Origin of the sequence: Hymenobacter sp. 5516J-16 (assembly GCF_022919335.1) — a bacterium.
GTDB lineage: Bacteria > Bacteroidota > Bacteroidia > Cytophagales > Hymenobacteraceae > Hymenobacter > Hymenobacter sublimis.
Genome location: NZ_CP095058.1, coordinates 4,233,965 through 4,247,698, shown reverse-complemented (window position 1 = coordinate 4,247,698; position 13,734 = coordinate 4,233,965). Strand labels below are relative to the sequence as shown.

Here is a 13,734-nt window from a genome sequence, read left to right as displayed (position 1 = left end):
ACCGTTAGCGGCTGATTTCCAGAATTTCAAACTGGAGCTTACCCGCGGGTACCGTGATTTCAGCCGTGTCGCCGGCCGACTTACCCAGCAGGCCTTTGCCAATGGGCGACTTTACGGAGATTTTGCCGGCGGCCAGGTTAGCTTCCTCTTCCGCTACCAAGGTATAGTCCAGAACCATGTTGTTTTTCAGGTTCTTCAATTTCACTTTGCTCATGATAAGCACCTTGGAAGTATCCAGGTTGCTCTCATCCAGCAGCCGCGCATTGCCGACAATTTCCTCCAGCTTGGAGATTTTGAGTTCGAGCAAGCCCTGCGCTTCCTTGGCCGCGTCGTACTCCGCGTTTTCGCTCAGGTCGCCTTTGTCGCGAGCCTCGCGCAGGTCATCGGCGGCTTTGGCCCGACCGCGGATTTTGAGGTCCTGCAGCTCATCCTTCAGCTTCTGAAGACCTTCCGGAGTGTAATAGTTGATGGTAGCCATGGTGGGGTGATGTAAGCTCAAAAAACAAGGAGAACGGCCAGCGTGGCTGGCCGTTCTCCCCGAACAGGTTTAGGCAAATATACGAAACGTTGGGGAAAAACCGGCGAGCAGGTCCCGCGCAAGCGGTATTCCAAACCACGGCAAGCAGTCGCTGCCAGCCGTTGCCCTTCTACTCCGCTACCCCGCTCGCCGCCGGTAACTTTCCCGCTAGAAACTCGCGCAGCTTGCGAACCAGCACCGTGTTAATGCGCTCGTAGCTCTGGAAGCTCCAGCCGCCTACGTGCGGGGAAAGCACCACGTTCGGGGCCGCCGCCAAGTACGCAAACCAGGCCTGCTGCTCGGGGCTGAGAGTAGCCAGCTTTTCGTTTTCCAACACGTCCAGGGCGGCGCCGCGCAGCTGCCCGGTTTGCAGGCGCTGCACCAAGGCCGCATGGTCAAGCACTTCGCCCCGGGCCGTGTTCAGCAGCCACAACGGCTGACGGAAGCCGGCCAGAAACTCCTCATTCACGAAGTGGTGGTTGGCCGGCGAGTATGGGATGTGCACGCTCAGCACTTCGGCTCGGGCCTGCAGTTCCGGCAGGCTCACGAGGGTAGCGTGGTGGTTGGCTTCTACGCGGGGGTCGTGGTCGTAAGCCAGCACGGTGCAGTCGAAGGCCTGCAGGCGCCGGGCAAAGGCCTTGCCCATGTGGCCGTAGCCCAGCAACCCGATGGTTTTGCCCCCTATTTCCTCACCCCGGTTGGCCTCGCGGCGCCACTCTCCGGCCCGCACTTCCCGGTCGGCGCGCGCAATGTTGCGGAACAAGGCCAGCAGCAGCCCTACGGCGTACTCTCCTACCGCGTCGCGGTTGCCTTCGGGGCATTGAGCAGGGTTACGCCGGCCGCGGCCAGGGCCTCCTCATCAATGTTATCAACCCCGGCCCCAGCCCGGCATACGTAGCGCAGGTGTGGCCCCTGGGCTAGCAGCTCCCGCGTAACGCGCACTTTGGAGCGCACCATCAGGCCGTTGTAGGGGTGAGCCGCCAGAGCTGCGGGCACTTCGGCAGCCTTTAGATCGGGGCGGTAATGCAACTCAATACCCATATCCTGCAGCAAGTCCGGCAGGTTCGGGTGCATTTCGTCGATGACGAGGCAGAGGGACATTCTGAGTAGTGAAAAACTGAGGATTAAAACTGATGCTCTTCCGCAGCTGGATGTATAGCACGCGTAGTATCTTCAGTGTAAGTCACAGAAGCATAGGCTTTTTTGGTGCTCTGGGCCGCTGCTGTTACGGTTACGCGAGAGCCACTTTCGGCATCATAACCAACTACCTGCCGGTTTATCCGTCGGAAATTGTAAAAACCACCAGCCAGCGGCTCTACCCGTTGCCACCAGTGGGTACTGTAGCCGAGAGTAGTGCGGCCCTCGTAGTCGGTTCTGACATAGAAATTCGGGGCTTCTGCCAGCGGCTCCCAGGAGCCCGCATCTGCATCTTGCCCCAGCGCCCAGAAGAAAACACCCAACAGTAAAGTAGTGGTTAGCAAAAAAACCACGGCCGTCTTCTTCCTCATTTTCAGGACAGCTTGTGCTGCTCTACCTGCTGCGTGAGGCCCACAAAATCCTGCACGCTCAGCTGCTCAGCGCGCTTGTCGAAGATGGGGTCGGTGGTGGCTTCTGCGGGCATACCGAAGGGCTTAAGGGCGTTGCGCAAGGTTTTGCGGCGTGTCTGGAAGGCCTGCTTTACCACCTGAAAAAACAACTTCTCGTCGCAGGCCAGCTGCTGGGTTTGGTTGCGCGTGAGCCGAATTACGGCCGACTGCACCTTGGGCGGGGGACTGAACACGTGCGGGGCACCGTGAACAGGTAATCAATAGTATAAAAAGCCTGGAGCAACACGCTCAGGATGCCGTAGGTTTTGGTACCCGGCCCCTCAGCGAGGCGGTCGGCTACTTCCTTCTGAATCATGCCTACGCACTCGCGCACCTGCTGGCGGTGAGCCAGCACCTGAAAGTAAATCTGGGAACTGATGTTGTAGGGAAAGTTGCCGATGATGCTGATTGGCTGGCCGGGGTACAGCTTGCCCAAATCCATCTTCAGAAAGTCCTGGGAGTAAATCCGCCCCTCCAGCGCCGGGAAATGTTGCCCCAGGTAAGCCACCGACTCCCGGTCAATTTCTACCACCGAGGTGCGGTACTCGGGGTGTTGCAGCAGGGTTTGGGTAAGCACGCCCATGCCGGGGCCGATTTCCAGCACCTCCGCTACCCCATCAGGCAGGCGCAAGGCCTCCACAATATTGCGGGCAATGTTGGGGTCAGTCAGGAAGTGCTGCCCGAGGTGTTTTTTGGCCTTAACGGAATCCACGGCAAAGGGAAATGAGGAGGAAAGAAGGAGCAGGAAGCCGGAACGGTAGTACACACAGCAACAAGGAAAATCTAAGGCAGTGAGGCCTGCTCACGGCTACTTCCTTATTCCTCATGAACAAATCGGCTACCTTCACGCCCAAAGATACGCCGGCAACTGCCGTTTCTCCGCGCCCGGAGCCCGGAGCAGGGGTAGTAGCTGGCCTTACAGACTTCGTCTCATGCCCCTATCCCTCGCCTACGCCGCCGATTTCCCTTCCTTTGCGGATACCGTATTTATCCTGCCCGCCGGCACTACCGAGCTACCCATCAGTGCCGCCGCCGACTTACCCGAGCCAGCCCGCCAGTACGTGGCCGCTCAGCTAGCCGCTGGGGAAAAGCTATTTGGTATCAACCAGTACACCCACCGACACTATTATGTGGTGGTCGAGCAGAAAAAAACCGCGGACCTTACCGCCGAAGCGCTGCGCAAAGCCGGCCACCAGCTCCACGCCCGCCTAAAGACGGACAAGGTACCCGAGTTGTTCATTCACGATCTGACAGGTTCCGGCGCCCTCCCCCTGGCCGAGGGCCTTGCCCTGACAGCCTACCAGTTCGAGGGGTACAAAACCGACGAAAAGTCCAAGAAAGCCCCTGACCTGCAACTGCTAACCCTAGTCAGCGCTGAGTTAACAGCCGAGAAGGTACAGGAACTGGACTACGTGCTGCAAGGCGTGTACCTGGCCCGCGACTTGGTCAACATGCCCTACAGCCACCTCAACGCTACCCAGCTGGCCCAGCGCTTTGAGCAGGTCGGCGACGAGGCGGGTTTCCACGTGGAAGTACTGGACTTGGTTCGGATTGAGGCCCTGCGCATGGGCGGCTTGCTGGCCGTCAATCAGGGTAGCCCCGAGCCGCCTACCTTCACTATTATGGAGTACAAACCGGAAGGCGCTACCAACGCCAAGCCCATTGTACTGGTGGGCAAGGGGGTAGTATTTGATACTGGCGGCCTTAGCCTCAAGCCCACACCCAACAGCATGGATTTGATGAAGTGCGACATGGCCGGCTCGGCGGTAGTAGTCGGCGTGCTGGCGGCCCTGGCCAAAAACCAGGTCCCCCTGCACGTTATCGGGCTGGTGCCGGCCACCGACAACCGCCCCGGCGGTCCGGCCCTGGCTCCCGGCGACGTCATCACGATGTACAGCGGCCTGAGCGTGGAAGTCCTGAATACCGACGCCGAAGGCCGCCTGATTCTAGCTGACGCCCTGGCTTTTGCCAAAAAGTACGACCCCGAACTGGTACTCGATTATGCTACCCTAACCGGCTCGGCCGTGCGGGCCATTGGCGTGGAGGGCATTGTGTACATGGGCACGGCCGCGGAGCAAACCATGAGCGCCCTCAAGCAGGCCGGCCACGCTACCCACGAGCGCCTGGTAGAGTTTCCCCTCTGGGACGAGTACGCCGACCACATCAAGAGTAGCATTGCCGACATCAGCAACTTGGGCAAAGCCGAAGCCGGGGCCATTTCGGCGGGCAAGTTTCTGGAGCGATTCACCGAAGGCTACCCCTGGGTTCACTTCGATATTGCCGGCCCCGCCTTCCTAACCGCCCCCGATTCTTACCGGGGCAAAGGCGGTACGGGCGCAGCCGTGCGCCTCACCTACGAGTTTCTGAAAAACCGGGCGTAATACCACGTTAGTAATAGCACGCCGTTTTGGGCGGCGCGAGAAACCTTACTACATGCTGTTGTTGCTTGCTATGCAGTAAGCAGCGCGCACGATTTCTCGCGCCGCCCGGTGTGACCGGCTGAACTAACAACTTTCCTCTACCGCCTTCATCACTTCATTACCCCCACAAATGCTTCCACGCATTGGCATTTCCGTCGGCGACCTAGCCGGCATTGGACCGGAAATCATTTATAAAACCTTCCTTGATCAGCGCTTGCTCAAGTATTGCACGCCTGTTGTGTACGGCACGGCCACGGTGCTCTTCGACGACTTTCCCGCCGACGCTACCCACGAGCCGCTTACCTTCCGACAGGTGCGGGAAGCGGCCGATATTGCCCCGGGCAAGCACAACGCCGTTACGTGCTGGGATGAAGACTTCACCCTCACGCCCGGCCAACCGAGCACGGCCAGTGGCACCGCTGCCCGGCAAAGCCTGCTGGCCGCCGCCCACGACCTGAAGGCTGGTCTGCTCGATGCCCTGGTAACCGCCCCCATCAGCAAGGAAAATACCCAGTCGGATGATTTCCGCTACCCCGGCCACACCGAGTTTCTGACGTCTTTTTTCGGCGCCAAAGAAAGCCTGATGCTGCTCGCTAGCGAAGACCTGCGCGTGGCTACCGTTACGGGTCACATTCCGCTCAAAGACGTACCGGGCCGCGTTACCCAGCAGCTGCTCACCACCAAGCTGCGCATCTTGCTCCATTCGCTTAAGCAGGATTTCGGCATTGAGAAGCCGCGCGTGGCCGTGCTAGGACTGAACCCCCACGCGGGCGAAAACGGCCTGCTCGGCTCCGAAGAGGCCGACGTTGTGACGCCCGTACTGCGGCAGTTTCAGAACGAAGGCCACCTAGTGTACGGCCCCTTTCCCGCCGATGGCTACTTCGGCACGGCGCAGTTCCGGCAGTTTGATGCCACCCTGTCCTTGTACCACGACCAAGGGTTGATTCCTTTTAAAACCATTGCCTTCGAGCGGGGCGTCAACTTCACGGCCGGGCTGCCTGTCATCCGAACCTCCCCGACCACGGCACCGCCTACGGGCTAGCCGGCCAGTACAAAGCCGACGAAACCTCCTTCCGCGAAGCGCTCTACATGGCCTGCGACTTAGTGCGGCAGCGCAAAGCCCTAGCCGATATTGTACCCTTGGTACCGGGCCCGGCCCCGCGCGGCGGCCGCCACGAGTAACCTTTAGGTTCTTTATAAGAAGAGCGGCCATCGTTCCTGCTGGAAACGATGGCCGCTTTTTTCCCTAATAGCTTAAGCACAGAACGCTTTACATAACGGCATTTCGGTAGCTACCTTTTAGTTGTGCCAGTTGGCGAAAATGGTCTTTTTTAACAATTAAACACTTGCCTATCAGAATTTTAAACATAAAGCATAGTAAACAAGCACAAGGTCTATAGTGAAACATTCTTTTCAAAATCGAAATTTACTTTGTGTTTTTAAAATTACGCTGTAAGTTTGCAACTGTAATCAGCGGAGCCACTTCGGTTCCGTTCTGCTTTTACCCCGTTTCATGACGCTGCACACTCCCACCGACTACCGTACTGCCCTGCGCCGCCTCGACGCGCTGGTAGCGGCAGGCGTGGAGGGAAATGCCGCGTTGGAGGCAGAGTTTCGGGAGTTGATTGCGGCCCTGGATACCTACGAAGGCAAGCTCGGGCTGCTGCCTATTCCCAACCTGCCTACCTCCCTGGCGGAGATGATAGAACTGAAGCGCCAACAGATGCGCCTTAAGCAGAAAGAGCTAGCGCAGTTGCTGGAAGTACCAGCGGGACGTCTTTCGCAGATACTGAACGGCAAACGCCGCGTGACGCTCGACTTGGCGAAACGCTTGTATGAGCGGCTGGATATTCCGCCGGATTTTATCCTCAAGAACGCCTAGCCCACTGCCCTACCCCGCAACTGCTTTTACAAACCGGGGAAAACTTTCTACTTTTGCCCCCTGCTACAAACTAGCCGTGAAAAAGGACGCCCAATACGACATCAATATTGCCAAGCTAGCCGATAAAACGCATCACTTTGCGTTCGAGCTGGACAAGGCTTTTTTTGAGCAGTTTGATCAGCAACTCATTCCCGAAGGTCAGGTGCACGCTGATGTGACGCTGACCAAAACGGAGCGGCTCATTACCGTGGATTTTGACCTGCACGGCACCGTGCGTCAAATCTGCGACCGGAGCCTGGACGAGTACGACCAGGAGGTGGAAGCGCACGAGCAGTTGCTGGTTCGCTTCGGCGACCAGAATCAGGAACTGGACGACAACGTGCTGCAAATCACGCCCGATACGCAGACCCTGCCCCTGGCTCAACACCTCTTCGACTACATTGGCTTGGCCCTGCCCATGAAGAAGCTGCACCCGCGCTTCCAGAATGAGCCCGATGAAAACCCCGAAGCCGACGCCAAACTCATTTTCACTACCCGCCCGAAGGCGACAAGGAAGATGATGACAACGACGGCATCGACCCGCGCTGGAATGCGCTGCGTAATCTTAATTAGGCCCCGTCTTTCGCCTAATTCCTCACTCTCAATTCTTCATTCTTAATTTTTTTCAGAAATGGCACATCCTAAGCGCCGGACCTCCTCCGCTACCCGCGACAAGCGTCGTAGCCACTACAAACTGACTCCTAAAGCCGTTTCGGTTTGCTCCACTACCGGCGAGTTGCACCTGCGTCACAAAGCCTACGTAGTAGACGGTGACCTGTACCTGAACGGTAAAGTAGCTATCAAAGACTACGCTCCCGTAGCCGCTCCGGCCGCTACCGACAACGACGAAGAATAGTCGCGCGTTAGCAGCTTACCCGCCTTGCGGTGGGGCCTAATATACCATTCCCGGCCTTTAGCTTCCTCAGGAAAGCTGGGGTCGGGGATTCGGCCCTTCCCAAGGATTCTCTCCCGGACCTCTTTGATTTCCCGTTCATGAAGATAGCCCTGGACGCAATGGGGGGCGATTTTGCTCCTCAGGCCGCCGTCGATGGGGCCATACTGGCCGCCAAACAGCTGGCGGGCAAGGCCCAGATAGTGCTCATTGGCCAGGAAGATGCCGTGCGCCCCTTGCTGGCGCAGCACGGCCCCGATGCTGCCGACCTGCTAGTAGTGCCTGCTTCCCAAATTATTGACATGGGCGAGCACCCGGCCAAAGCTTACCAGCAGAAGCAGGACTCCAGCATTGCCGTAGGCTACCGCTTGCTGGCAACGGGTGAAGTCGAGGCTTTTTGCTCGGCTGGTAACACGGGGGCCATGCTGGTAGGCGCTATGTTCAGCGTGAAAGCCGTACCGGGCGTGATGCGACCCGCCATTGCCAACTTTGTCCCGAAGCTACACGGCGGCATGGGCATCATGCTCGATGTAGGGGCCAATGCCGAGTGTAAGCCCGAAATGCTGGAGCAGTTTGGCGAGCTTGGCTCCCTGTACGCGCAGTATGTGCTAGGCATTAACAAGCCGAAAGTTGGGCTGATGAACTTGGGGAAGAGGAAGGCAAAGGCACTGCCATTACCCAAGCTGCTCACCAGCTGCTGAAGGTGAATCCCCACATCCACTTTGTTGGCAACATCGAAGGGCGCGACCTATTCAATGACAAGGCCGACGTCATCGTCTGCGACGGTTTTACGGGGAACGTGGTGCTGAAGATGGCGGAATCCGTGTACGACATCATTGCCGATAAAGGCATTCACGACCCTTTCCTCGACCACTTCAATTACGAAGCGGTAGGGGGCTCCCCCATTCTGGGCATCAACGATAACGCCATTATTGGCCACGGGGTAAGCACGCCCCTAGCTATTTGCAACATGCTGCTGCAAGGCTACCAAATGGCCAGCTCAGGCATTGCTGACCAGATAAAAAACACCTTCAAGTCTTAAAAGCGACTGTAAGTCCGGCCGCCGAGCCGGACTTTTCCTTTGCCGCGTTTTCCGTTTTCTCCCTAATGAAGATTACCGCTGCCATTACCGGAGTCGGCTCCTACGTGCCCGACTACGTGCTTACAAACCAAGAGCTCGAAACCATGGTCGACACGACCGACGAGTGGATTATGAGCCGAACCGGGATTAAGGAGCGCCATATTCTGAAGGGGGAAGACCAGGGCACTTCCGTGATGGGCGTAAAGGCCGTGCAGCAGCTACTAGCCAAAACGGGCAACAAGGCTGCGGACATCGACCTTATCATCTGCGCTACCACTACCCCGGACTTGGTATTTCCGGCTACGGCCAACATTATTTCGGCGGCTGTAGGTGCTACCAAGGCATTTAGCTTTGATATGCAGGCAGCCTGCTCGGGCTTTATGTACGCCCTGGCCACGGGCTCCCAGTTTATTGCTACCGGTACCTACAAAAAGGTAATTGTGGTAGGCGCCGATAAGATGTCGAGCATTATCGATTACACGGACCGCGCTACCTGCATCATTTTCGGCGACGGGGCTGGGGCCGTTTTGCTGGAACCCAACACCGAAGGCCTGGGCCTGCTAGATCAGGAGCTGCACTCGGATGGTAGCGGCGAGCAGTACCTGCACCAAAAAGCCGGTGGCTCCCGGCGCCCCCCATCCGCCGAGACGGTAGCCAACCGGGAGCATTTTGTGCACCAGGAAGGCGCCGCGGTGTTCAAGTTCGCCGTGAAGAACATGGCCGATGTAGCCGCCCAGGTAGCGGACCGCAACGGCCTGAATCCTGATACCATTGACTGGCTGGTGCCCCACCAGGCTAATAAGCGCATCATTGATGCCACGGCCAACCGCGTGGGCATTGGCCCCGAGAAAGTAATGCTCAACATTCACCGGTACGGCAACACGACCAACGGCACCATTCCTCTGTGTTTGGCCGACTACGAGTCGCAGTTGCGCAAGGGCGATAACCTGATTATTGCCGCGTTCGGTGGGGGCTTTACCTGGGGGTCTTTGTACCTGAAATGGGCCTACGACCCCAAGCCCGATCCTACGGCAGCCTAAATTGGCGGCCCGCAAGCGGAAAAACTTCTATACTTGCACTCCCGACGTGCCGTCCCGCCATCTTTCCGGGGCGGCACGTTGCGTTTCCACCCGAGTAACTCACTTTCTGACAGTTGAAGATTCGGGCCGGAACCGGCCGTTTCCGGCCGCTCTTCACCTTATTTTCCCTCTCTAATTCTTTCCTCCCACCATGGCCACGACCGCAGACTTTCGCAACGGGCTCGTTCTGAACTACAACGGCGAGTTGCACGTCATCACCGAATTCCAGCACGTAAAACCTGGCAAAGGCCCGGCTTTCGTGCGTACCAAGCTCCGCAACATCAAAACCGGCCGCGTAATTGACAATACCTTCAACGCCGGGGTGAAAGTGGAAACTGCCCGCGTGGAGCAGCGTCCCCATCAGTACCTGTACAAGGACGATTACGGCTTTACTTTCATGGATAATGAGTCGTTCGAGCAGGTAGTGCTGCCCGAGGCCATGGTGCCTTTCGCCGACATCATGAAGGAAGGCCAGGTGGTTACTATCCTGTTCCACGCCGAAACCGAGCAGCCTCTCACGGCCGAACTACCAACGACGGTAGAGCTAGTAGTAACCTACACCGAGCCCGGCCTCAAGGGCGACACGGCCACCAACACCCTCAAGCCCGCCATCGTGGAGACGGGGGCTCGGATTCAGGTGCCGCTTTTCATTGATACCGACACCAAAATTCGCATCAAGACCAGCGACTACTCCTATGTCGAAAGAGTCAAGTAAGCAGCCCAACAAGCCCACCGCCGCCCCATGAAAGCCAAAGAACTACAAGAGCTCATCGACTTCATTGCCAAGTCGGGTCTGAACAAAGTCAACATCGAAACCGAGGAGTTTAAAATCTCGGTGCAGCGCGAGCCTAACACGAAAGTGGTAAGCGGTAGCGTAGCCGCCGCGCCGGCCCCGGCTCCCGTAGCCGCACCAGCTCCTGCCGCCGCCCCCGCGGCCCCTGCTCCTGCCGCCGCGCCTACCCCGGCAGCGCCCGCTGAAGCAGCCGGTGGTAACTACTCGCCCCTGAAGTCACCGATGATTGGCACGTTCTACCGCAGCAGCAGCCCCGATTCGCCCGCTTTTGTGCAGGTAGGCGACTTGGTGGAGAAAGGCCAGGTGATTTGCATCATCGAAGCCATGAAGCTCTTCAACGAAATTGAGGCTGAACAGTCGGGCCGCGTGGTGAAGGCGCTGGTGGAAAATGCGTCGCCCGTGGAGTACGACCAGCCCTTGTTCCTAATTGAGCCGATGTAGAGCAATTAAAAATTGAGAATTAAAAATTAAGAATGGACCGCGCTAAGGTTACTAGCTGCCGCGCGGTTCCAATTTTTAATTCTTCATTTTTAATTTTTAATTGATGAAGCTGTGTTCAAGAAAATACTAATTGCCAACCGGGGCGAAATTGCGCTGCGCGTAATTCGGACCTGTAAGGAAATGGGCATCAAGACGGTAGCCGTGTACTCGACTGCTGATAAGGAAAGCCTGCACGTGCGCTTCGCCGACGAGGCCGTATGCATTGGTCCCCCTAGCTCTGCCCAGAGCTACCTGAGCATTCCTACCCTGATTGCTGCCGCCGAAATTACCAACGCCGACGCCATTCACCCCGGCTACGGCTTCCTGTCGGAAAACGCGGAATTCTCGCGCGTGTGCCAAGAAAATGGCATCAAGTTCATCGGGGCCTCGCCCGAGATGATCAACCAGATGGGTGACAAAGCCTCGGCCAAGGCAACCATGATTGCGGCCGGTGTGCCGTGTATCCCCGGCTCCGTGGGCTTGCTCGACTCAGTGGAGCAGGGCAAAAAGGTCGCCGCCAAGATTAAGTACCCGGTTATCCTGAAGGCTACGGCCGGTGGCGGTGGCCGCGGTATGCGCATTATCAATTCCGAAGAGGAGTTCGAGAAAGCCTGGAACGATGCCCGCACCGAGGCCAAAGCCGCTTTCGGCAACGACGGCGTGTACCTGGAGAAGTTTGTGGAGGAGCCCCGCCATATTGAAATTCAGGTGTGCGGCGACCAGTTCGGCCACGTTTGCCATCTTTCTGAGCGCGACTGCTCCATTCAGCGCCGCCACCAGAAGCTGGTAGAGGAAGCGCCCTCGCCCTTCATGACCGACGAGCTGCGAGAGCGGATGGGCCAGGCCGCCATTGCTGGCGCCGCGGCCATCGGCTACGAAGGCGTAGGGACCATTGAGTTTCTGGTCGACAAAAACCGGGACTTCTACTTCATGGAGATGAACACCCGCATTCAGGTGGAGCATCCCGTGACGGAGGAAGTTATCAACTACGACCTGATCAAGGAACAGATCAAGGTAGCGGCTGGCATCCCAATTACAGGCAACAACTACGGCCCCAAGATGCACGCCATGGAGTGCCGCATCAATGCCGAAGACCCCGCCAACGGCTTCCGTCCTTCGCCCGGCAAAATCACGGTACTGCACATTCCCGGCGGCCACGGCGTGCGCGTAGATACGCACGTGTACGCGGGCTACCAGATTCCGCCTAACTACGACTCCATGATTGCTAAGCTTATCACCGTGGCCCAAACCCGCGAGGAGTGCATTGTGAAAATGAAGCGGGCTTTGTCGGAGTTTGTAGTGGAGGGCGTGAAGACCACGATTCCTTTCCACTTGCGCCTAATGGACAATGCGCAGTTTAAGGCCGGTGACTTCACCACGAAGTTCTTGGAAACCTCCTTTGATTTTTCGGAGCTATAAGCGTTTCTGCAAGCAGCATAGAGAAGGGCTATCCGTTCGCGGGTAGCCCTTCTTTTTTACCCGCACAAAAGGCACTGCTCTACCCTTTCAGAGCGCCACGTTCACCAATAAAACCGGTAAACTACGCCGGTACCAATGCCAGCGGCTACAGCAACTTACTACTGTTGGCTCGTAGCTCTTGTGTGTGGGCTCCTAATTACAGCAGGCCTCTTCTACGCTGACTAGTAGCCATAAGAACCTCAGCTTACGAACGTAAAAAAGCCAGCGTACCGCTGGCTTTTTTATGCAGGTATGTCTGCAATCAACCTACCGAAGGCATCAAATCCGGCTTTTAGCAATGGATACGGCCCTAGCAACCGGACGGGTTTGGCATCCGGCTCACCAAATTCGGTAGCGCTATCATCGGCTAGGTAGCTCACGCCTTGCTGAAACACGATGTCATAAAACGGGTAATGCGGTTTCTCAGGGTGGGTAAATGGTACTAGCACATTAAGCTGAAATTGCTCCGATAATGACTGCGCCAACCACAAAGACCGGGCTTCCTCATCTTTGGTCGGCGTCCGGTAAATAGCCACATGCTGCGGAAACTGTGGAACCTCCGATTCCGTGGTTTCAAAGAAGATATGGGTGGGGTTGCGCGAGTCAAATTCCATCGGCTCTTTCTCACCCAGCAACATCTCCCAAGGAAATGCGGTAAGCCCTGGCATTGCTGTCTGCAGGAACTGCTGAATCTGTGCGGCACTTAAGTTTTCACTAACGTACATCTCCTCCATGCCGAAAACGGGTTACGTAGAAACTTAAAGTACTAAAAAGGCCGACTGCGCAGTCGGCCTTTTACTTCTGCATTATCTGCTTGATGGCGGACTGCTGTACAGTTCTAGCGAGCAACCGCCTACCCAACCTGCGCGCTGCCCTGCTCAATTTCCTGCACCAGCTCACCGTACCACTGCTCACCGTACTTGCGAATGAGCGGCTCCCGCAGAAATTGGTACACCCGTACGCCCAGGTTTGCCCCGAAGGAGCAGGCGGGTGAGCAGATGCTCCACCGGTCGTAGTTCAGGGCTTCGAAGCCCTCGTACTTAGTAACGCGAATGGGGTACAGGTGGCAGCTAATGGGCTTTTTGAACGAGGTGGCCCCAGCTCGCCAAGCATCTTCAATGCCGCACTTTAGAATACCCCGCTCATCGTAGAGGGCGTAAGCGCACTCCCGGTCGTTAATGGTAGTCGTGCTGTAGTCGCCTTCCCAATCCTTGATGTAGAGGCCCTGTTGCTCAATGGCTTGGCGGCCGGCTTCGGTTAGGAAGGGCTTGATGGCCTCGTACTCATTGTGCAGGATTTGCAACTCCTCGTCTTCCAAGGGGGCGCCCAGGTCGCCTTCCACGCAGCAGGCGCCCTTGCAAGCTTCCAGGTTGCACACAAAGAAATTATCCCGAACGTCGTCGGAAATAAGGGTATTCTGAATCTGAATCATGGTAGGGGCGGCGGGCTCAGGTTCTCGGGGCCGTGGGGCGCTAACAAATCCGTAGCGTTTCCAGTGCCGCGCTGA

General features: G+C 57.2%; 13 protein-coding genes and 3 pseudogenes. 10 read left to right on the top strand and 6 right to left on the bottom strand.

Going from position 1 to position 13,734, the window contains the following annotated elements; translation table 11 throughout:
• Positions 1-4 precede the first annotated feature (4 nt).
• The 4 genes and pseudogenes from greA to rsmA all read right to left on the bottom strand — a co-directional run bounded on the left by greA (position 5) and on the right by rsmA (position 2,815).
• Positions 5-478: a transcription elongation factor GreA gene (greA, locus tag MUN84_RS21020; RefSeq protein ID WP_244695860.1), complete on the bottom strand. Its 474-nt coding sequence runs from the start codon at positions 476-478 to the stop codon at positions 5-7.
• A 169-nt stretch (positions 479-647) separates the two neighbouring features.
• Positions 648-1,280: an NAD(P)-dependent oxidoreductase gene (locus MUN84_RS21015; protein ID WP_244695859.1), complete on the bottom strand. Its 633-nt coding sequence runs from the start codon at positions 1,278-1,280 to the stop codon at positions 648-650.
• A gap of 29 nt (positions 1,281-1,309) precedes the next feature.
• A complete protein-coding gene (locus MUN84_RS21010) occupies positions 1,310-1,618 on the bottom strand; it encodes a hypothetical protein (protein ID WP_244695858.1) in 309 nt (102 codons plus the stop codon).
• A 409-nt stretch (positions 1,619-2,027) separates the two neighbouring features.
• A pseudogene (rsmA, locus tag MUN84_RS21005) lies at positions 2,028-2,815 on the bottom strand (16S rRNA (adenine(1518)-N(6)/adenine(1519)-N(6))-dimethyltransferase RsmA).
• Between the two features lie 220 nt (positions 2,816-3,035).
• Between rsmA and MUN84_RS21000 the strand changes: the two are divergent.
• The 10 genes and pseudogenes from MUN84_RS21000 (at position 3,036) to accC (ending at position 12,188) form a co-directional block, all read left to right on the top strand.
• On the top strand, positions 3,036-4,484 hold the full coding sequence (locus MUN84_RS21000) for a leucyl aminopeptidase family protein (RefSeq protein ID WP_244695857.1): 1,449 nt from the start codon (positions 3,036-3,038) through the stop codon (positions 4,482-4,484).
• A 169-nt stretch (positions 4,485-4,653) separates the two neighbouring features.
• Positions 4,654-5,558: pseudogene (pdxA, locus tag MUN84_RS20995) on the top strand (4-hydroxythreonine-4-phosphate dehydrogenase PdxA); the annotation flags it as partial.
• 478 nt (positions 5,559-6,036) lie between these two features.
• A complete protein-coding gene (locus MUN84_RS20990) occupies positions 6,037-6,405 on the top strand; it encodes a helix-turn-helix domain-containing protein (protein ID WP_244695855.1) in 369 nt (122 codons plus the stop codon).
• 76 nt (positions 6,406-6,481) lie between these two features.
• Positions 6,482-7,063, top strand: coding sequence for a YceD family protein (locus MUN84_RS20985; protein ID WP_244695854.1), 582 nt, complete (start codon positions 6,482-6,484; stop codon positions 7,061-7,063).
• Positions 7,064-7,075: 12 nt separating this feature from the next.
• On the top strand, positions 7,076-7,300 hold the full coding sequence (gene rpmF, locus MUN84_RS20980) for a 50S ribosomal protein L32 (protein ID WP_139922673.1): 225 nt from the start codon (positions 7,076-7,078) through the stop codon (positions 7,298-7,300).
• A 137-nt stretch (positions 7,301-7,437) separates the two neighbouring features.
• Positions 7,438-8,378: pseudogene (gene plsX / locus MUN84_RS20975) on the top strand (phosphate acyltransferase PlsX).
• Between the two features lie 65 nt (positions 8,379-8,443).
• Positions 8,444-9,457, top strand: coding sequence for a beta-ketoacyl-ACP synthase III (locus MUN84_RS20970; RefSeq protein WP_244695853.1), 1,014 nt, complete (start codon positions 8,444-8,446; stop codon positions 9,455-9,457).
• A gap of 190 nt (positions 9,458-9,647) precedes the next feature.
• On the top strand, positions 9,648-10,211 hold the full coding sequence (efp, locus tag MUN84_RS20965; RefSeq protein WP_244695852.1) for an elongation factor P: 564 nt from the start codon (positions 9,648-9,650) through the stop codon (positions 10,209-10,211).
• Between the two features lie 27 nt (positions 10,212-10,238).
• Positions 10,239-10,730 (top strand): acetyl-CoA carboxylase biotin carboxyl carrier protein, encoded by a 492-nt coding sequence (gene accB, locus MUN84_RS20960; RefSeq protein ID WP_244695851.1) that lies wholly within the window; start codon positions 10,239-10,241, stop codon positions 10,728-10,730.
• Positions 10,731-10,841: 111 nt separating this feature from the next.
• Entirely contained in the window at positions 10,842-12,188 is a 1,347-nt protein-coding gene (accC, locus tag MUN84_RS20955; RefSeq protein ID WP_244695850.1) for an acetyl-CoA carboxylase biotin carboxylase subunit, read from the top strand.
• A 281-nt stretch (positions 12,189-12,469) separates the two neighbouring features.
• Here the strand turns inward: accC and MUN84_RS20950 are convergent, their stop codons facing one another.
• Both MUN84_RS20950 and MUN84_RS20945 read right to left on the bottom strand, forming a co-directional pair.
• Positions 12,470-12,961 carry a hypothetical protein gene (locus MUN84_RS20950; protein WP_244695849.1) on the bottom strand — a complete coding sequence of 164 codons (492 nt, stop codon included), beginning with the start codon at positions 12,959-12,961 and terminating at the stop codon, positions 12,470-12,472.
• 119 nt (positions 12,962-13,080) lie between these two features.
• Positions 13,081-13,659: a DUF3109 family protein gene (locus MUN84_RS20945; protein WP_244695848.1), complete on the bottom strand. Its 579-nt coding sequence runs from the start codon at positions 13,657-13,659 to the stop codon at positions 13,081-13,083.
• Between the last annotated feature and the right edge of the window lie 75 nt (positions 13,660-13,734).

Excerpts from the sequence above, each read along its gene's own strand:
- greA (WP_244695860.1), bottom strand. The coding sequence starts at position 478 with ATGGCTACCATCAACTATTACACTCCGGAAGGTCTTCAGAAGCTGAAG.
- accB (WP_244695851.1), top strand. The coding sequence starts at position 10,239 with ATGAAAGCCAAAGAACTACAAGAGCTCATCGACTTCATTGCCAAGTCG.
- MUN84_RS20945 (WP_244695848.1), bottom strand. The coding sequence starts at position 13,659 with ATGATTCAGATTCAGAATACCCTTATTTCCGACGACGTTCGGGATAAT.
- MUN84_RS21000 (WP_244695857.1), top strand. The coding sequence starts at position 3,036 with ATGCCCCTATCCCTCGCCTACGCCGCCGATTTCCCTTCCTTTGCGGAT.
- MUN84_RS20950 (WP_244695849.1), bottom strand. The coding sequence starts at position 12,961 with ATGGAGGAGATGTACGTTAGTGAAAACTTAAGTGCCGCACAGATTCAG.
- MUN84_RS20990 (WP_244695855.1), top strand. The coding sequence starts at position 6,037 with ATGACGCTGCACACTCCCACCGACTACCGTACTGCCCTGCGCCGCCTC.
- MUN84_RS20970 (WP_244695853.1), top strand. The coding sequence starts at position 8,444 with ATGAAGATTACCGCTGCCATTACCGGAGTCGGCTCCTACGTGCCCGAC.
- efp (WP_244695852.1), top strand. The coding sequence starts at position 9,648 with ATGGCCACGACCGCAGACTTTCGCAACGGGCTCGTTCTGAACTACAAC.
- rpmF (WP_139922673.1), top strand. The coding sequence starts at position 7,076 with ATGGCACATCCTAAGCGCCGGACCTCCTCCGCTACCCGCGACAAGCGT.
- MUN84_RS21010 (WP_244695858.1), bottom strand. The coding sequence starts at position 1,618 with ATGTCCCTCTGCCTCGTCATCGACGAAATGCACCCGAACCTGCCGGAC.